At 64.0% G+C, this 19,084-nt stretch carries 15 protein-coding genes; 4 read left to right on the top strand and 11 right to left on the bottom strand.

The features are described from left to right. Positions 1-2: 2 nt before the first annotated feature. Positions 3-731: a hypothetical protein gene (locus N5D62_RS14040; protein ID WP_279758451.1), complete on the bottom strand. Its 729-nt coding sequence runs from the start codon at positions 729-731 to the stop codon at positions 3-5. Positions 732-1,254: 523 nt separating this feature from the next. Next, positions 1,255-2,511 carry a tyrosine-type recombinase/integrase gene (locus N5D62_RS14035; protein WP_279758450.1) on the bottom strand — a complete coding sequence of 419 codons (1,257 nt, stop codon included), beginning with the start codon at positions 2,509-2,511 and terminating at the stop codon, positions 1,255-1,257. Between the two features lie 107 nt (positions 2,512-2,618). Here N5D62_RS14035 and N5D62_RS14030 point away from each other — a divergent pair, with 107 nt between their 5' ends. Then, on the top strand, positions 2,619-3,653 hold the full coding sequence (locus tag N5D62_RS14030; RefSeq protein WP_279758449.1) for a DNA-binding protein: 1,035 nt from the start codon (positions 2,619-2,621) through the stop codon (positions 3,651-3,653). Between the two features lie 79 nt (positions 3,654-3,732). Further along, positions 3,733-4,008, top strand: a complete 276-nt coding sequence (locus N5D62_RS14025; RefSeq protein ID WP_279758448.1) for a hypothetical protein — start codon at positions 3,733-3,735, stop codon at positions 4,006-4,008. 238 nt (positions 4,009-4,246) lie between these two features. Here N5D62_RS14025 and N5D62_RS14020 read toward each other — a convergent pair whose 3' ends face one another. The 4 genes from N5D62_RS14020 to N5D62_RS14005 all read right to left on the bottom strand — a co-directional run bounded on the left by N5D62_RS14020 (position 4,247) and on the right by N5D62_RS14005 (position 10,702). Further along, a complete protein-coding gene (locus N5D62_RS14020; protein ID WP_279758447.1) occupies positions 4,247-5,239 on the bottom strand; it encodes a DUF4238 domain-containing protein in 993 nt (330 codons plus the stop codon). 142 nt (positions 5,240-5,381) lie between these two features. Continuing rightward, positions 5,382-8,417, bottom strand: coding sequence for a Tn3 family transposase (locus N5D62_RS14015; protein ID WP_279758446.1), 3,036 nt, complete (start codon positions 8,415-8,417; stop codon positions 5,382-5,384). Between the two features lie 30 nt (positions 8,418-8,447). After that, positions 8,448-9,740 carry a site-specific integrase gene (locus N5D62_RS14010; protein WP_279758445.1) on the bottom strand — a complete coding sequence of 431 codons (1,293 nt, stop codon included), beginning with the start codon at positions 9,738-9,740 and terminating at the stop codon, positions 8,448-8,450. Beyond that, complete coding sequence (locus tag N5D62_RS14005) at positions 9,737-10,702, bottom strand: LysR family transcriptional regulator (protein WP_279758444.1); 966 nt, start codon at positions 10,700-10,702, stop codon at positions 9,737-9,739. Before N5D62_RS14005 ends, N5D62_RS14010 begins: the two co-directional genes overlap by 4 nt. Before the next feature lie 247 nt (positions 10,703-10,949). Here N5D62_RS14005 and N5D62_RS14000 point away from each other — a divergent pair, with 247 nt between their 5' ends. Continuing rightward, entirely contained in the window at positions 10,950-11,399 is a 450-nt protein-coding gene (locus N5D62_RS14000; protein ID WP_279758443.1) for a hypothetical protein, read from the top strand. Positions 11,400-11,436: 37 nt separating this feature from the next. Beyond that, positions 11,437-11,895, top strand: a complete 459-nt coding sequence (locus N5D62_RS13995; protein WP_279758442.1) for a hypothetical protein — start codon at positions 11,437-11,439, stop codon at positions 11,893-11,895. A 259-nt stretch (positions 11,896-12,154) separates the two neighbouring features. Here N5D62_RS13995 and N5D62_RS13990 read toward each other — a convergent pair whose 3' ends face one another. The 5 genes from N5D62_RS13990 to N5D62_RS13970 all read right to left on the bottom strand — a co-directional run bounded on the left by N5D62_RS13990 (position 12,155) and on the right by N5D62_RS13970 (position 19,082). Next, the gene (locus tag N5D62_RS13990) at positions 12,155-13,375 is read right to left on the bottom strand and encodes a patatin-like phospholipase family protein (protein ID WP_279758441.1); all 1,221 of its coding nucleotides are present in this window, start codon (positions 13,373-13,375) and stop codon (positions 12,155-12,157) included. Positions 13,376-13,612: 237 nt separating this feature from the next. Then, positions 13,613-13,945 (bottom strand): SMR family transporter, encoded by a 333-nt coding sequence (locus tag N5D62_RS13985; RefSeq protein ID WP_279758440.1) that lies wholly within the window; start codon positions 13,943-13,945, stop codon positions 13,613-13,615. A 93-nt stretch (positions 13,946-14,038) separates the two neighbouring features. Continuing rightward, positions 14,039-14,710: a DUF3313 family protein gene (locus N5D62_RS13980; protein WP_279758439.1), complete on the bottom strand. Its 672-nt coding sequence runs from the start codon at positions 14,708-14,710 to the stop codon at positions 14,039-14,041. Between the two features lie 62 nt (positions 14,711-14,772). Continuing rightward, on the bottom strand, positions 14,773-17,973 hold the full coding sequence (locus tag N5D62_RS13975; RefSeq protein WP_279758438.1) for an efflux RND transporter permease subunit: 3,201 nt from the start codon (positions 17,971-17,973) through the stop codon (positions 14,773-14,775). After that, entirely contained in the window at positions 17,970-19,082 is a 1,113-nt protein-coding gene (locus tag N5D62_RS13970) for an efflux RND transporter periplasmic adaptor subunit (protein ID WP_279758437.1), read from the bottom strand. Before N5D62_RS13970 ends, N5D62_RS13975 begins: the two co-directional genes overlap by 4 nt. Between the last annotated feature and the right edge of the window lie 2 nt (positions 19,083-19,084).

The following is a 19,084-nucleotide window of genomic DNA, read 5'->3' as shown; positions in this document are numbered from 1 at the left end:
AGTCAAGACTCCATGCATCCAGGGCCGTCAGGCTTCAGAGAACCCGGCGCCGGATCCGGGAACAGCTTCACCGATGCAGTCGACCAGTTTGGCATCATCACCCAGGTTTCACTGTAGCCATCCTTGTACCACATCTTGAATCCCTTGTAGGCCTTGCCATCAATAATTATAGAAATGGGAGGGACGGCTTTGTCGTAGTAAAACATGGCCATGGCATCCAGCGCATATCCCTTCGTAAAGACTTCATTGGCTGTTTGCCAGCGGTCAAGCACATCATGTCCACCGGTTGTGTCCTTGGCAGCTTGGCTGAGGCCTGGTGCTGTGCAGACGTTTGCGCGCTTGATGAATGCAAGAGTTGCCTGGCGATCAAGAACACTAAGTGTGTAGCTAGAAACGGTCCCCACACCGCCAGATCCGTCAAACTGAATGGTCGTAAGAGCGGGCCATGACAAATCAAATCGACCCGTCCCCCAATAGATGCGCGATCCAGTCACTAGAACCGGCTCCAGGACATTTTGCCCATCCTGAATTCTCGGCACTGAAGACCATGTGTATACCGCTGCATCGGAGGCGCTTGCAACGACTAGTCCAGCGCAAAATGCAAGAATGCTGGCAGCTTTAGATGGTTTCATGATTGCACTTTCTAAATAAGATGTGTTTGCAGCAACAGCCATGTCAGCGAATTTCCCGCCACCAAGGCAAGCCGATTTTGGGCGCCAATCTGTGGCCATGATGATTGGTGAATTCCCCAGGGGGCATTGGCTCTGTTATTTTTCCCATTGACATGCACATGTTTTCCGGGTGGATTTAACTAGTTGCTGGCGAAAATGCCGGTTCTTTGCTCGTCAATGCCGCAGCCATCGACGCCGAACAGTCCGTGTATGGGATTGCGTCGGCGTGGATATGCCGCTTGAGCAACCGGCTGTCGCCCCAATCGACAGGTGGGGACACTCATTGCTGGGCGCCCCGAACGGCATCGGGCCACCAAGACGGGGATCAAGGTGCCCCAACGTGTTGCGCGGCCTGCCCGGCGCCAACTATCCTGCGCTGCCGCTGCTCACCATAGTTGTCGCTGAACGCCGCTCGAGACAATTGTCGGCCGCCATTCCGCCAGTCTGTCTGGCGCTCAGAATGCGCCGAGCCGGCTTCAAAGAGTCACTGAACCGGGTGCCCAGGTTGCGGCTGAACATGCCGATCGATGCGAGGTCACGCTGGACGCAACAAAGGCGAGTGACATCGCGTCTGATTCATCAGTCAGGCTTGGCGAGCGCTGCCGACCGCATCCCAACTCATGCGGTGCGCGCCGCTGACTGCATCATGGCGAGCGTCGTCTTCGCCGTGAACGTAGATGCTGGTGGTGGCGATCGACACATGACCGAGCGTGTCGCGCACGTACTTCAAGTCGATCTGGTTGGACATGGCAGAGCCAGCGGTGTGCCGCAACCAGTGGGCGGAGGCGGCCTCGAGCTTTTCCGCCTGGGCGTCCCCGCGGCCGCTGCGCCGCCACTGCTCGGCAGCGAGCGCGAAGACTTCCTTGAGGATGCCGTGGATGGCGCTGCGGGTCAGCGGCTCTGGCCAGGCCGAAACCGAACTGGCGGAACGGCGCCAAGCGACTGGGAAGACTAGCGGCGACGGCTCGGATGCCTGAGGCAGATCGCTCAGCTCCAGAGAACGTCGGTAGCTCATCAGCTCGACCATGAGCTCCGTCGTAGCGGGGATCAGCCGCTCCTTGTCGCCCTTACCGGTGGCCTGCAGCCACCAGCGCTGCTCGCCACTCCTGGGGTCCGAGCGCACAAAGAATTTCGCCATGCCGTTGCGGACGACCTCCGAGATCCGCAGCCCACCGAGGAACATCAGGCTGAACAGCCAGCGGGCGCGGGCATAGACGGCACGCTGCCGAGGCGTTACCCGCGGCAGCGCCAGGATGGTCTGCCGCACGGCTTCCCAGAGATCGCCTTCCAGGAAGCGCACCACGCGCGGCGGAGGCGCCTTGCGGCGTGTTCGGCTCAGCGAGAGAGGGTTGCCAGCCAAATATCCTGCCTCGACCAGCCACGACATCATGGAGTTCAACACCACCATGGACTGGCGGATGCTGGCCTCGGACAGCGGCCCGGCAAACGGACGCCAGCGCGGATCACGTCGACCAGCCTTGCGCCCGGGCGCCATCACCCACCGCTCGGCGGGCTGGGGGTTGGCAAGGAAGCGGCGGTAGATCAGCAGGTCCTCGTGGGCCAGCGACGACAGCGGCTTACTCCGCTCGGTCAAGGACCACAGAAGCAGGCGCTCTGCTTCGCGCCGGGCGTTGGCCAGTGTGTTTGGGCTATCGGCGAACCGCGCCAGCCAGGCCATTACCGCCTCCTGATCGGTGTCCGCGTCGAGTTGCCGATTGCCGGCGCGCGACCGATTCGAGCCGTGCCGGCCGGAAAGGGCATCAGCGACGACGATTTCACCGACTGCGGCGAGTCCGGCGGGCGCCAGAGCGCTCGTTTCGTCGTGCCGCGTGGTCTCCATGGATTTTCCAGCCCGCACTTTCCAAGAATTTGACACTATACCAATAATGTCAAACTTTCAAAACATGATGTTGAATTCATAACGTATTACGGCGTAGTATCAACACCATGAGCATTGAATCAGAGATCCTTACCGAGATCGAGTTGCTGAAAGCCAAATTCAGCGACACGCGTGCGCTGTACCGCGAGGTCTGCGTGCTGCTGTTTTTTCGGCACGGCATCACGCCGACCGGCAACAAGCTGTACCAGTACGTCCGGCGCGGTTCGATGAACGTGCCGACTGAGGAACTCACCAAGTTCTGGGACGACCTGCGTCACAAGGCCCGGGTGGACGTCGAGCATCCCGATCTGCCTGAAGGGGTCAAGGCAACGGCGGCCGAGGCCATTGCGGCGCTCTGGCGTCAGGCGACCGAGGTTGCAAGGACAGAGCTTGCCGGCGCGCGGTTGGCGCTACAGGCCGAGGGTGAAATGGCGCGCGAGGCACAGGCCCGTGCAGAGCACGCCGCCCACCAGGCGCAGGAAACCACGGAGACCCTGCGTGAGCAACTTACCCAGCGCGACGAAGCGATCCGCCAGGGTCAAGCCGAACTTGAGGCTGAGCGGCGCGCCCATGCCGCCACCCAGGGGCGTGCGCATGAGATGCAGGACCAGCTTGAGCAGGCGCGCACGCAGCAGCAAAGGCAGCAGGACGCATTCAGCGCCGACTTGGCCAAGGCCCGCGGTGACATTGAGGTCGCCCAGGAACGAGCAGCTGCTGCCGAGCGGCGGGCTTTGTTGGAGATCGAGCAGGAGCGTCAGGCGCGTGCCCGCGCAGACAAGGCTGCCGACGGGCTGCGCGACAAGCTGTCCGAGGTAGAGGCGCGTGAGCGACGTCAGTCGCTGGAGCACGCGGAGACCGCCACCCGAGCGCAGATGGAGCTGACCGCCAAGACGACCGCGCTGCAACGCGCCCTGGAGGCACAGGAAGAACTGCAGAAGCAAGGCTCAGCACTGCGCCTCGCAGTGGACGAGGCCCGGCAGGCAGCGGCCAGCCATGCGGCTGAAGCACTTACGCTGAGGACGCTTGTCGAGAGGTTGACGCCGCCGACCTCGGCGCCGGGGCCGGCCGCGCGCGAGAGGCGCCGCAAAGCGAGTAGGGCGTGAGTCAGGACGAGCCCGATCAGGCCCGCGTAGAGAAGCTGGCCAAGCACATCCTGGATCTGCAGCAGCTGGCTCGCTACTTTTGAAGGGTCTCGCGCGCGCGCAACCCTGGCAGCGCCAGCTTGCCGGACATCTGGGAGACGTCGAGCATCAGCTGCAGGTGTTGCGCCTCACCATTGCCATGGACAGACCCGGCGCGGAACTCGCCGTGGCGCCAGAGCAGTTGCTCAGGGAATGCCGGTTGTCGAGCGCAGTGCTCGCCGGCACGCGCGCGGATCCGACAACCCGTAAGGCGGTCATGCTCGTGGGCGACCTCGCCGAGCAGGTTCGCAAGGTGCTGGGCGAGCGGCTCGGTTGATCCGATCGACTCATTGACGGCCTCGCAGCTACATGAGGGTCGGCCGGGATTCATGTGAATTCACGCCAAAAGCGACTTAAGTTGTTGTCGGCGTAGAGGAAATCCAAAATTCTTCTTGAGGGTAGCCAGGATCCGATGCAGGGCTCCATGAGCGGCGGCCACCAAGTCCATCGGGCACTACCGGCCGGCTGAAGACATTGCCGCATTCGCCCGCTCACCGGCGGTAGCCCTCCCCTGGTCAGGCCTTCATCCGAGGGCCCTTGCTCAGGTGGGGATGCGTGGAGAGCATCCGACGGGCCAGTTCAAAATTCTCCCCGTTCGAGAAAACATAGCGCTCGGCGTTGGCGACCTGCAGCGAATTGAAATTCTCGATGTGCACGGGCTCATAGGCCAGCGGCGTGCCGTTGGTCACCGCGGCGGCTAGACGCTCAAGCCCCTCTTGATCCTTGAGGCCCTTCAGCATTTCAGGTGCCCGGCTGCGAAGCAACTCCAGCTGCTCGCCGCTCTTGATGATCCCCTCCGAAATGCTGGGACACCACATGGCAAGCGCACGCGTGGGCGTGAGCGGGAAATAGATCTCGATGCCCTTGACCGCCAGGCCCAGGTTCCCATAGGGCCGCATATCCGTGGCGTTTTGAAGCGTGATCGGGTTGTCACCAAGAAGAAACGGCCGCTTCGTGGTCGTCGTCAGCACGTGCCAGGTCTTGTTGTTGAACATCGGCCCGAACTCACGCGGCGCCGCCATGACCGACTCGGCCGTGATCAACTTCAGCTCGTTTTCGTTCTGTTCCGGGACGCCCTTGGCGAACTCGGCGAACGCCTCCTCCGACGGGGACATCTCCTTGACGCGCTCCAGCACCAGGTCACTGAGGGACTTGAACCGCTCGCGGTAGTTTTTCGTGCGGGTGAACTGCACCGCGAAGAACCCGCACAGCTGCGCCCGCTCCATGGCGGTGAAGCCGGCCACCGTGTCTTCCTTGGCGATCCTCTCGAGCAGCGGCTTGGCCGTCGATTCCAACTTTGACAGGGCTGGCTCGATGGTCAGCTTGGCCTCCTCAACCTGGAAGTCGTAGAAGCGGCTTTCGCTCGCGACGTTCTTCGCATTGGTGACGAAAGTCCGGCCGGTGGCCTTGTCGAAGACCTGCAGTTGGTCCTTCTTGCCAGTGCCGAACTGCCGGAGCAGGAACTGCGGTACATAGTGCTGCACCTTGGCGATGCCGTTGTCAGCCATGGCGGCGCCCCAGCGCGACGACGTCGTCCTTCATCGGAAAAACGTTCAGGATTCAAGCCTCCACTGCGGCGAGTTCTGGTTTCAACGGCGTCGGCGCAGGCCGACATCACCGCAGTGTCGTCGATGGTTCCGCAGTGACTGGCTAGCCATCGCCACCGCCCAGATCCTTGCTTGCGCCATTGACGTTCTTTCCCAGGATCGGCTCGACGATGAGGTCCGTGACGCGCCGGCGCCGGTCGACCGCGTAGTCGCCCAGCATGTTGACGTGTCCGAGCCGGTAGGGAGTGAGGTGGCGGAGCACATCCGGCGATATCGGGAAGCCCTCGTCCCGCAGCTCGCGGATGACCCGCTCCATGTCGTGGACGTTGTAGAGGATCACCATGTTGGCTATCAGGTGACCGAACTTCATGACCTTCTGCTGCTCGTGGCGCACGTTCTCGGCGATCAGGCCGGCGTTGGCAAAGAAGACGAGCTTCAAGAAGTCGTTGAACTGCTCGCTCTTGTTGGTCTCTGCGTTGATGAACCGGCGCAGGTCGACGTCGCTGATGTACTTGAGCAGGAAGATGGTGCGCAGGACCTTGCCCAGCTCCTGGAACGCGAAGTACAGCTTGTTCTTGCGGCTGTGGGTGCCCAGGCGCCGCAGGATGGTCGAAGGCGTCAGCCGGCCCAGCTTGATGGACACGCCGATCTTGAACATCATCGGCAAGTGGGTCTCGATCAACTTCCAGTCGATCGTGCCCTTGAAGAGGCTGTCGATGTTCTCGTACCTGGCCGACTTGGTCGGACGGAAGAAGTCCAGGTTGTGGATGGCGCGGATGCGTGGCATTAGCTGGACGCCGATCAGCTTGGACATCGCGAACGCGGCATAGCTCTGCTGGTGGGTGTCGCCATGCAGCTTGCTGGGCCGGATCGAGACTTGCTCGGACTCGTCGACGTTCAGATGGTCGAGGATGAAAAGACCCTCGTAGGTGCCGCAGCTGATGAAGTGGCTGAACAGCGCGATGAATTTGTCGGACACCCGTGTGTACTGGATGCCGCCGTAGGCGCCATAGCGGATGTGGTACTCGCTGAGCAGGTTGCGCTCATAGAGGTTGAACCGCGTGCCGTCGGCCGACGCGTGCTCGCCGGTGCCCCAGTAGCCGGGCAGCTCGAACTCGCTGAACTTGTTGATGACCTTGTCGGTGACCTTGTCCAGCAGATCCTCGGTGACGTACTTGAGGTTGATCCAAGCCAACTGCTTGGCGCTGAGGCTGCGGATGGACCGCGACAGCTGTGCAGGCCCGAGATTGCAGCCGTAGCAGAACAGCACCATGATGACCCGCACGCGCAGGTCTTCCAGGCGGCTTTCGGTGCCCGCCAGCGGCTTGAACATCTTGTGCAGGTCCAACCAGCTCTCGACGGCCATCAGCACATCGATGATGCCCACGGGCCTCAAGCGCTTGTCGAGTTCCTCCTGCAGCCGCGTCGCATCGGGATGCGCCGACACCTTCGCCGGCTTCTTCAGGGACAGGCGGCCATCGACGATTTCCGCATGGGCGTTCTCCGGCCAGGCCAGGTCGACTTCACGTGAGACAGCGAGCAACTCGTTTTGCAGGGCCTCGCAGAAGGCCTTGGGATCGGTATCGAGTTCCGTGACCTCGGCATATCGCGGCAGCTCCCTCTCATAGGTCTCCTCGTCGACCAGCTGCTCGCGGTAGTCATCGAACTGCTCCCCGAAACGCACCACCAAGTCGCCGGACTTCAACTCGTCGCGGATCATCTGCAGGACCGCGATCTCGAAGAAGCGCCGGTGCAGCACGTCGGGCTTGCCGGCCTCGGCCGACTTGAGGAACACCAGCTTCTTCCACTGCTGGGGCATCCAGGCGAAGTCGCGCTTCTCGACCAACTGCAGCTCTTCCAGCGTGACTCGCTCGGCCCGGCTGTTCTTGAGCAGCCGCAGCGCCGACAGCAGCCTGTCGGTGACACGGTCGTCGCTGCTGGATTGCGGATCCGCGATCAGCAAGCAGTTCAGTAACTGGGCGCGGATGAACTTGTAGGGCTCCGCCATGAACGGCAGGTAGTTCTTCCCGGCGTAGGCCAGATGGTCCAGGCACTCCTTGATGACGTCGTCGACCTCCCAGGTCAGGGAGCTGTCGATGGCGGTGACGCGCTGTTCCGACGTGCCGTCGATCTTGTACGCCTGCATGACGTTCAACAGCAGCTCGATCAGGCTGTCGACCTTCTCCGCGCGCCCCTCCTGGTGGACCAGCAGCTTGTTGCGGGCCAGGTTCTCCAGGCCGCCGAACATCTTGATGAACAGCAGCGCCGCGTCGTCGAGCGACTTCGAATACTGCGACCGGATGAAGACCACGGCCAGCGCGTAGCGCTTTTGGGGCTTCAGCTCGGCCATCTCCGAGGCGTCCAGCGCCCGCGCCATGTACCTGAACTGGCGCAGCTTCGGGATGGGGATCGCCGGCTTGGGCAGCGTCTCGACGATCGCCTTCAGCATCTCGATGTGCTGCAGGTAGATGCGGGTTTCCTTGTTGGTCGGCTTCTTGGGCTCGCGCTTCAGCGAGTGCCAGGCGCTGGTCTGCGCGCCGGCCTCGACCTTCATCAGGCGGTCGATCTGAGCCTTGGTCTCAGGCCCGAGCTTGGAAGTGATGGCGTGAAAGTACTGGTCGTTGCTCTTCTCGCGAGCGGCGAAAGCGGCCCGCTTGAGGGTGTCGAAGGCCGGCAGCTCGTAGCGGTGCCGGACCAGTTCCTCCAGCATCACGTTGATGATGTCGGCGACCGAGTGCTGGATCTCGGCGGCTTCCTCGGCGACGTGCTTGAGCCAGGCGAAGCCTTTCTCTTGCAGCGGCCGGATGTCCAGGAACTCCCGGAGCTTGCGGATCTTGGTCGCCCGGTTGCCGCCGCGTTCGAACCGCCCCATCTCCTTCAAGGTCGGCGCTCGCGGGAAGGTCAAGCAGTGCGCAACGTGACTGCGGATGACCTGCGGTACCTCAGGCACCTTCATGAGTCGGCCCATGACCTGAAGCATCTTCAAGTGGACCATCATGGCCGTCTGCGGCGCCGGGCCGCTCACCAGACCCTGCACGAATTTCAGCTCGTCTTCCGTCGGCGTGTAGTTCCGCTCCAGTTCGACGGTCGAGATCTCAGGCTTGAAGGACGGATAGGCAGTGTCCTTGGCGGTGGTCATGCGACCACCCCATGGCCGGTGACCTGGGCCTCAGTCCCAGGTGCTGTCGGTCGCGGGCTCGTGCAGGGAGGCTTCGAGCATGCATTCGCAGGCCAGCGCCACGCGATAGAGCTCGTCGAGAAGTTCCAGTAGCGTGTCGTCCAGGTTGTCGCGGTCATGGAAAGGCACTTGGAGTTCGAATCTTTTGCCGTCTCGGTCGATCTGGCGCACGCCGAACTTCGCGAGGTGCACTGTCTCGATCTGCTTCTGGGCGCGCTCCGTGCCGCGCCGGGATCCGCCCGGCTTTGTCAGCAACAGGCGCAGGTGAATCGTTGCGACCTGCCGGTCTGCGGCCGGGGCCGCGGCGGGCGCCTGCTCCGGCACCTGAGGCGCCGGCGGCACGCTGGCGGCCAAGCCGCGCTCGAACTTCGACTTCAGGGTGTCCTGCGACACATCGACGTAGCGCAACGCGGAACTGACGTCCCGCCAGCCCACGTGCTCCATCAGTTCCTTCAGGTCCCAGCCATTGCCGCTGGCCCAGTTCGCGAAGCCCCGCCGCAGCGAATGGCTAGAGTAGCTGGCCGCTTCCTCGGCGCCGGCCTCGTGCAGGATGCGGCGCAGCAGCGGCAGCACGGCCTTGCTGAGCATGTGCTCGCCGGACACATGGCCCCAGCGATCGATGCCCGGGAAAACCGGGCCGGTCTTGAGCCCGCTTAGCTCCATCCAGTCGAGGTATGCGTCCACCGGACACAGCCGCGACAGGGCCGGACAGTGGAAGGCCCGGTCTTCGCCCTCGCCGGTGGTCTTGGTCTTGCGCGGACGGCAGGTCAGCCCTTTGCCGCGCAGGGCTTCGACCTCCTCGATGCGCATGTTGGCCAGCTCGTCCGACCGGAAGGCTCGCCAGAAGCCCAGCAACAGCATTGCCCGGTCGCGGCTGCGGCGCAGCGACTCGGTCCTGCGCCCATGCTTGAGTGCCGAGGCTTGCGCCTTCAGCAGCCAGTCGGACACGCCCTCCAACACATCGAGCTGCAGCGGCCGCGCCCGCTTCTGAGGGACCGCATGCTTGGCGCGGATGCCGCGCAGCACCTTGTGCACGAGGGGCGACCGCGTGGGGTCGGCAAAGCCGTTGTCGGCATGCCAGCGCGCCAGCGCGGCCAGGTGCAGCCGCAACGTGCTGAGGCGGTAGATCTCGGCGTGCTCGGCGAGGTAGCGCGCCACCGTGTCGGCGGTGGCCGGCAGCAGCCCCTTCCAGACCTCCTCGAAGTTGCGCAGTGCAGCGGCATAGGTTTTGACCGTGTTGTCACGGTCGGCCGCGAGGACGTACTGCTCGACGGCGTTGCTCATTGCGCTGGGATCACTTCCAGCCGCCGGAATGACTTCGGCGCTGGCCGACGGCGCGTTGCGGCTCGTTCCAGCGCGGCCAAGCGGGTCTCGGTGGGTGCGAAGGCTTGGCTGCCTTCCAGCCGATCGAGCGCGAACTCGACGAAGGCCCCGACCTGCGGCAGCACTTCGTCGTTGTGCCGGCACAAGAACAAGTGGGTGGCGTTCACCCCCAGCGACGGAAGCGGCACCAGGGTGCCGTCCTCGATGTAGGGCATGGCCAGCAGCGAGATCAGCTCCATGGCCATCCGGCCGGACCGGGCGATCTGCAACTCCAGTTGGTCGTCATTGGTCGACAGCATCGGCGTGGGCTGCGTGCCGTCCGCCACCTCGCGGACCTCATGGGCCAGCGCGCCTGCCTGGCGCGCGGCCAGGGCCTCCACGGACGGTGGCACCCCATGCTTGGCCAGATAGCCCGGCGAAGCGCAGTACAGGATCAGCACCTCCATCAGGGCTGAACTGGTGACGTCGGGTTCGAGTACCGGCCCGAAGCTGAAGCAAACCTCGTCGTCGCCATGAATCGCCGGCGTGGCCTGGTCGACCGACCTCACACACAAGGTCAGCTTGGGGTGCAGTGCACTGAAGGCGTCCACGAGCGGCGCCAGCACGGACGACACCACCATCCGGGGGGCGGCGATGGTCAGGTTGCCGGTGAGCGGTTTGAACGAGGCCTTGCGCACGGCGTCCAGCGCCGCGTTCATCGCTTCGAGCGCCGGCCGGGACGCGTCGACGAGCACCTGCCCTTCGGGCGTCAGCGCCAGCCGCCGCGTCGTGCGTTCTAGCAACTTCACGCCGAGCTGCCTTTCGAGCTGCGCCAGCGTCTTGCTCGCCGCCTGCGGCGTGATTCCCTGGTCGGCGGCGGCGTTGGTGAGGCTGCCGAGTTCGGCCGCCTTCAACAGCGTGGCAAGTGCTCTGAGTTCGCGCATGGGGCTTGGCGTACTAGCCATCTACAACGATTGGTTGTAAATGATATTGAGTTTCAACCGGATGTCTACTGGTGCCTGATCTCCTTCCGGTTCTCCGGAGACCGCCAATGCCGCCAGTCGGCCGCGGGACTTGCGTCCTGCGAGGCGGCTTCTATAATCGAACTTAACGAACTTCACTGAGTTATCCGTTTTGACCTGGGACAACCTTCACCTGCTTGCAGTGCACGACGCCGGACTGGACTCAGTCATGGCGGAGATGCGCCAGCTGCGCCGGTATGGCGTGTCCGAGCGCGAGCGGCTGGCCGGCGCCGCCGGCTGGAACGAGGTGGTTCGCCATGCCCGCGAGATGCGCGGACTGGGCATCGACGACACGATGCTGGAAGTGCTGCGCGAGGTGCAGCGCATCAAGTCGGCGACGGTTTCGCTGCCGCCCCATTTTCTGAACGAGATCAGTGCTGCGCTGGAACAGCAGCGCTGGCTGGTGGCCTACCGGACCGCCACGCTGGAGCTGTTGACCGGCTGCCAGCGCTTCCTGCTGAGCCGACGGCTGCGCCTGCGCAACCTCGTCAGTCTGCTGGACACGTTCTACCGATCAGTGAGGTTGAGGCCGCCACGGCGGGTCCGAAGCATCTCGCTGGTCCGCCGAGCGCTCGGCTTTTTCAGCGCCGCGAAGGTTGATGGCCGGAATCTCCCATGAGGGTTCACTTAGCTGGCACGCATTGCGCGACTAAACGATGACGTACCCCTCAACAACCTCCGCGCGGCGCCCTGACGTGGCGCCCGGCGAACAAGCAACACCCTATGTCTCGGCCTCTGAAACCCAAGCTCTGCTACGCAGCAGCCTGGCCGCGCGCAACGCGCGCCTGGAGGCCAACGACATGGTGAACACCGAACAAGCGGCCAAGCTGGCCGGGACCACTCGAGTGACGATCAACGCATGGATTGCCAAGGGGCGCGCTATCGGCCTGCCCCGCATGCAACGCGGCTTCCGGCTGCCGGTGTGGCAGTTCGAGCCGACGCTGTGGGACGCGATCCCCAAGCTGTCCAAGGCGTTGGGCACCCTCGATGGCTGGACCCTGCTGGCTTTTCTGGAGACCCCTCACGGCGGCCTCGGCGGGCTCACCCCCCGCCAGGCGCTCGAACAGGGCCAGGCAGATCGGGTGTTGGCGTTGGCCAGCGCGGAGGGTCTCTGACCCTCCACGATGAACTTCAATGCCTTTTATGAACTCCCACCCTATCGGCTGCCCCCAGCCCGACAGCTCTTCAGGATCCAGCGTGTGCGATCACGCGCCGGAGACCGCGCCATCGGCCCGCTTCCTGGCGCCTTGACCGGCTGCTTCTGCCTGCCCGACCGGCGCGTCGCCTACTTCGCCGACTCGCCGGAGACGGCCGGGTACGAGGCCTTCGGCGTTTGAGCGCGTCAACGCAGGAGGATTCACCTGCTTGGCGGCTTTACGGGAAGTTCATATTCCGTATTAGGGACTGCCGCACCTGAAGGAACTCCGGCGAGCGACGCAGCGCTTCGGCGCCGGCATCCTGCAGTTGCCGAACATCCCGCGCTTCGATGGTGAAAGCGGTGGGCACTCGAAGCAGGCTGTGCCGAATCTTGTCGTCTGGCACATCATCGAGGCTGACGCTGACCACATGCATTTCGGCATCTGCGGAGAACGGACTGCCGCCGCGGCCGCGTGTGCGCGCCAGTTCCTCTCTCCACCGCCGCAGGTCGTCGTTGACAATCGCCAGCGTGATCTGCGTCTCGCGCGACCCAGCGCCGAAGATCAAGGACTCCATCACCTGGGTCGTCGTCGGAATGCGGTCGCTGCCGTCGATACGCTCCGCAAGCCCTCGCTCCGAGTTCACCGTGATCAAGATCAGGCGACGTATCGAACCTTCCGGGGCGTCCGCGAAGTTGGACGTCATGGACCCGCCGACAATCAGCCTGTCCAGCAGGAGTCGCACCCCCAAGTTGTCCGTCACACCGCCGTCAACCAGATGAATGAAGGGGCGCTCCTTGGCGTTGCGATATCCCTCAGCATTGCGGCGCAGCAGTCGGGCTCGGTACTCCTCGTCGGTGCCGGTCTGCGCGTTTGTAGCGATCGGACTGGCGCAATCGTCGGCGTAGTTGCGCACGGTGACGGGCGATAGCAGCAGCGGTACCGCCGAGGAGGCTGCGACGGCGAACGACAAGGGCGTCTGCGACAGATCCGAGCAGATCAGGTCAAACTGCTCGGGCGTGAAGTCGAACGGTGCGCCAGTGGTGAGATCGGTGGCCGTGATCATCAGGTCAGGGGCCCTTGGACGTCGCTTGACGTCTGCGAAGGTCCGTCCCCCATAGAGCTCGTCGAGCCGCTGTGCGAGGACCTGGGTCCGGCCATACCAGGGGGAGGTCATCCGGTAGAGCCTCGTGGGCCAGAGGGCCTCGCGGATCAATCGACTTTCAAAAGGCACCATCAGGAAGTCCGGCTCGAATCGGCTCAGCGTGTCGTCGCCAAACGCAGCGAAATGCGCCGCCAGGATGCTGCCGCCGGAGACACCACTGACAAGCACTACTTGATCCAGCAGCGTGGTCGGATGACCGTCCAGCTGAAACTGCGTGGCCTTTAGCTCTCGCAGGACACCAAGGCCAAACGCGGCCGCACGGGCACCGCCGCCGGACAAGGTAACGGCCACCATGACGGGGCGCGGCGCCGTCGCCTGCCTCACCTCAACTCCGGCATCGGATCTGCTAACCGGGAGCACGCGATTTACCCAGGGCTTGTAGCTCGAACAGCCAGTCAAGGACACGGCTAGCAGTGCGGCCATCAGTTGTCGAGTTACCACCGCCGTCGCTCTCTCAAGTTCAGTTCGGCTCTGATGGCGTTCTGCACATCACGGCAGAACCTCACCAGACCATCCCGATGACGAAACCAATCAGTGCGCCGTGCTTTTGGAAAACACGTTGAGCACCACCACCCCGGCCACGATCAACGCCATGCCGACGATCGCAGCTGCATCGAGTCGCTGCTTGAAAACGATCCAGGCCACGATGGCCGTGAGCACGATGCCAGTGCCGGACCAGAGCGCATAGACGATGCCCACCGGCAAGACTTTCAGCGTCAAGGACAGCAGATAGAACGAGCCAGCGTACCCCGCGACGGTCGCCAGGCTCGGCCACAGATTAGTGAACCCCTCGGAGGCCTTGAGAAACGAGGTGGCGATGACTTCGAGGACGATCGCGGCGCCGAGATACAGGTAGATGGTCATGAGTATTTCCGTTCGGTGAGTCAGACAGAGCGTTGCGGCGCCTGTGTTGACGTGCCTGATGGCGCCAGGCGCGGCATCCGCATTGTGTCGACCTTAAAGTTTCTTCGCGCTGTTCAACGGAGCCAGGAACGCGCTGGCGTCCGTGGCGAATCGCGTGGCGAGCGCACGCGCATGCGCGCTTCGGTTGAAGCTGCCGAGGAAGTCCTTGGCCACGCCGCCGGAGTCGGCCCACAGCATCAGCGCCAACTGCCGGCCAGTCTCGGCGTCGACGGCTTCCAGTTCTGCGGCAAGCGCGCCGTTGCGAAGCGGCCCTACCAGTGCGGTGGTGAGCGCGTTGAGAGCGGGAGACGCCTCCGTGATACGGGTGATTCGTACGCGAAGCACAACCGCAGCGCCTCCGGTTGATCGATCACTCAACTTGAAGGTCTGACGCACCTCCTTGTCAAGAGTGTTTTGCAGAGCATCGATCACCTGCTTGGACGTGTCCGCAGACACGCCCGAGGCGACGGCATCGTCGATCTGAACGGCTTCGATGATCGCCACGCCATAGCGACCAAGGTCGGACGGCTTGGGCGCAATCACCATGGACTGGTCGTTACGCTTCTCCAGTCCTTGGTAGGACACCGCATGGTTGGAGCGGACGGGCGTTGTCGACGCGCAGGCGACCAGCAGCAGACCACACGCCATAGCGAGCAGCGTCGTGCTGGCGTAACGCAGAAGGTCGACGCTCTGGGCGGGTCTCGAGAAACATGGGAGCTTGATCATGATGGTTCTTGCAGAGTTGAACGTTCTCGTCAGGTTGCTTGTGTGAAAGGTTGAAGGCGAACTCATGCGTGGGTCGCTGAGGAGTCGGGGGCCGGCATCGGTCGCTCCTTCGTCTTGGTGGCGATCCACTTCGAGAGCTTGCTGTCGAACAGCGTTTCGTACAGCGCAGGCACCATGCCGAGAGTGACCAGCGTGCCCAGCGCCAGGCCGCCGATGATGGTGATAGCCATGCCCGACCAGAGCGGGCCGCCGAAGAGCAGCAAGGGCACCAGGCCCGCGACGCAGGTCAGCTTGGTCATGACGATGGGACGCAGGCGCTGAACGGCCGCATTGATGACCGCCTGTCGCGAGCTGCGTCCCTCGTGAAGCTCTGCCTCGATGCGTTCCAGGAGAAGAACAGCGTTGTTGACGATGATCCCGGCCAGGGAGAGCAAGCCGAAGTTCGCCATGAAGCCCAGGGGCTCGCCGGCCAGCTTCAGCGCGGGGGCCACGCCGATCAGGGTGAACGGGATGATCGACAGGATCAGCAGCAGCTTCCGGAATGAGCCGAACTGCCAGATGAACAGAATGAGCATCGCGATAGCCGCATGAGGCAGGTATTCGCTCAGCGCCGCGTTGGCTTCGGCGGCCTCTTCGATCTCCGCGCCGAGTTCGATGGCATAGCCCGGCGGCAGTTGGAGCGCCGAGACGACGGGAGCCAACCGATCTACCACTTGCTGCGCTGTTTCGGTCTCGCTGCGGCCCTCCACCGTGAGAGTGCGGGAGAGATCGCGCCGCCGGATGACGGAGGGTTCAGATCCCAGCGAGACAGCGGCGATCGCCGACAAGGGGACGGGTGCGGCGCCCGCCGGATAGATGAGCGTGTTGGCCACATCCTCCGTCCGCTGGCGTTGAACCGGGGTGCCGCGAACGACCACGGGCACCAACGTGTCGCCGTCGCGCAGCATCGAGACATCGATGCCGGAAAACCGTGCGGCCAAGGAAGTGGCGACATCCTCACTCGTCACACCCAGCCGGCGCGCCTTCGCCTGGTCGATCTGCACGTTGACCCGCGGGACTCGACTGTTCCAGTCGTCGCGGACACCCACGACACCCGGCACCTCGCGCAGTTCCTTCTTGATCTGCTCGCCCAGGCCCTTCAGGACGACTTCGTCAGGCCCCGAGATGCGGTAGGCCACCGTGCCCGAGTCGCTGGAGCCGAGTGAGAACCGCTTGGCCTCGGCGCGCAGTTCGGGATAGCGCTGTGCCAAGTGATCGCGGGTGCGCGCAATCATCGTGTCCAGTTCCTTCTTCGACGTCACGCCAACCGTGAAGTAGCCGATGTGCGAAGCCGGCAGCGGCGGGTTCAGCCCGAGGATGATCCGAGGTCCGCCGTCGGCGACGTAGCCGATGCTGGTCGTGACCTCAGGGTTGATCTTCTTGTCCGACAACCACCGACTGATTTCCTGCACCGTCGCCAGCGTGAGGCGTGAATCGCTGCCGGGCTGGAGTTCGATCGAGATCTGGTATTGGGGACGATCGGACTTCGGTAGGAATCCGGCGGGCACAGTCGAGAGCAACAGCAGCGCGAGCGCAAGCAGTGCGGCCATGGAGCCGAAGAAGATCAGCTTGTGATCGAGAACGGCATGGATGACGCGACGGTAGGCGCGATAGAAGCGGGCCTCGTTGGCGTTCCCGGTCATGGCCTCCTCGTCGGCGCGCGCGTCGGAATGAGCGTGGGCCTGCGCCTGCGCGTCTGCGCCCCCCGGGACTGCCGTGGCGCTCGCCGCGTGATGCGAGGCCTTCAGGAAGTAGAAGCACAGCAGAGGCGTCACTGTGAGACACAGCAGCCACGACCCCAGCAAGGCGATCGCCAGCACCACCACCAACGGGCGGAGGTACTCGTTGATGGAGGTGTCTCCGAAGAAAAACGGCGAGAACGCGAAGATGATCACCAGCGACGAAGTGAGCAAAGGGATCGCGAGCGTCTTCCCCGCCTGGATGCAGGCTTCCCGGCGGGCCTCGCCACTGGCCAGGCGCCGTTCGACGTCTTCGACGATGACGATGCCGTTGTCCACCAGCAGCCCCAAGGCGATGATGATGGCGGCCATCGAGACGCTGTGAAGCTCGATGTGCAGGAACTGCATCGAGATCAAGGTCCCGAGGATGGTCAGGGGCACGATGCTGCCGACGATGATGCCGGCACGCCAGCCAAGGAAGAGCACCACGACCGTCATGACGATCACGATGGTCTCGCCCATCACCCGGTTCATCTTGCCCATCTCGCGCTCCACCACGTCGGCCTGGAAGGTGACGTAGTCGAGCGTGAAGCCGGCGGGCAACAGCTCTTGGAGTTCGCCCATGCGCGACTTCAGGTTCTTGCCGAACGCCTTGATGTTCTGGCCGGCGCTCATCGAGACGCCGAGCACCACGGCCGGATCGCCTTTGTAGATGGCTGCAGCGTCGGGAGGATCGGCGGGCAACACCTTGATCTGGGCGATGTCGCCCAGGCGCAGGGTGTTCTCCGATTGGCCGCTTCGGTCCGGCACGCTGAGCACGAACGATCGCAGCGCGGCCAGCGATCGGATCTCGCCGGAAGCGACCACGGCGCTGTTGAGCCCGCCCATCACCATCTGGCCGCCTGAGAGCACCACGTTCTGCTGCTGCAGTTGCTGCAGGACGGCGGGGACAGCCAGGCCGAGCCCTGCCAGACGCGCCCGATCGAACTCGATGTAGACACGTTCGTCCTGGAGGCCATGAAAGCTAACGTTCTGCACGCCGGGAAGCGCGTAGAGGCGATCGCGCACCCGCTTGAGCGGCTCGCGCATCTCGCTCATGGAGAACCCCGGCGCAGTGACCGCGATCGAGGCGACCGCCACGCGTCCGAAGTCGTCGTTGACCACAGGCGGCAACGTGCCGGTTGGAAACTGCGGCGACACCTCCGTGACCTTGGCGCGGACCTTCTGCCAGATGGGCGCGAGGTCGGCGTAGCGCTCGAGGATCGTGACCTGCACGATGACCGACCCGGTGCGCACGGTGCTCACGACGTGCTTGATTTCCGGCAACTCACGCAGCCGGGCTTCCAACGGCCGGGCGACCAGTTGCTCCATCCGTTCAACCGGCATCCCCGGGTTGTAGACGAAGATCATCGCGTCGCGAATGGTGGTCGACGGCTCCTCCTGGGAAGGAAATCGCAGGAACGCGAGAACGCCCGCCAGGAGCACCAGCACCGCCACGAAGAGCGTGAGCCGGCTGGAACCCAGGGCTGATTCGGTGAGCTTCATGGGGTGGCTCCGTGCAGCAGCGTCGTGGGGGCGTGAGCGACTGCCGCCTGTCCGTTACTCAGAAAGGCCGCGCCGGCCACCACCACCTGATCGCCTGGCTTCAGGCCGGAAGTCACGGGAATGCGCCCATCGGGAAGGAGCCCCTGTCCGAGCTGGACCGTCCGCCCGACGAGGTGAGCTTGTTCGAGAACGAAGACCTGGCCGCGTCCCGGTGCCGCATCGGGCAGGAGTGCCGCCGCAGGAACCGAGACGCTCCGTTCGGCGGCGCCTGGCAGTTCGAGAGAAACCATCGCACCGCTGCGCAACGTCGGTGCGGCGCCGTCGATGCGGAAGATGGCTTGCACCAGCGAGCCGCTGTCATTGCGGCTGGAGATCCGTTCCAGTTTCAGCGGCAGCGTGGTGACGGCTGGCGCCGTCTGAGACAGGACAGCCTGTGCGCTCTGTCCGGGCGACAGCCGGGCCGCCACCGCCTCGGGCAACATGGCCACCACTTCCAGAGCCTGGCCGGCCTCGATCTGGAAGACGGGGGCACCGGCGCTGATGTCGGTGAACGGCTGCGTGTTGCGCGCCACGACGACGCCGTCAAACGGCGCCGTGATGCGAGACAACGTGAGCTCCCGCCGAGCCAGCGCCAGTGCTGCTTCTGCGGACTGGAGCTGGCTTTGAGCGATACGGTGCTGCGTCTGCGCGGATTCCAGCGTCACCTGCGAGACGATTTGATCCTTGGCCAGCGACTCGTTCTGCCGGAGCAGCGTGGTGCGTTCAGCCAATGCCGCGGCTGCGGCAGCTCGGTCTGCCTCAGCCTTCTCCAAGCGCCGCAGCGCGGGCGCTTCATCCAGACGGGCGAGCACCTGGCCCGAGCGCACGCGGTCTCCGACATCCACCAGGATGGCGCTGACGCGCCCAGATGATTCGAATCCGAGTTCGGAGCGTTGGAGCGCCCGAACGGTGCCGAGGAAGGACTCTGTCAGCCGCGCGCTTGCGCTGCCGATGACCTCGACCTTAACGGGGCGAGGCGCGGGGGGGGCGGGCGGGGATGTGCGGGCGCAGCCGCCCATCAGCGCGGCCAGCAATGCAGCGGCCGCGACCTTAGAGATCGTTGAGGACATGG

Origin of the sequence: Mitsuaria sp. GD03876 (assembly GCF_029840635.1) — a bacterium.
Taxonomy (GTDB): domain Bacteria; phylum Pseudomonadota; class Gammaproteobacteria; order Burkholderiales; family Burkholderiaceae_C; genus Roseateles.
The sequence above is the reverse complement of the archived record's forward strand: the minus strand, read 5'-3'. Positions and strand labels throughout refer to the sequence as shown.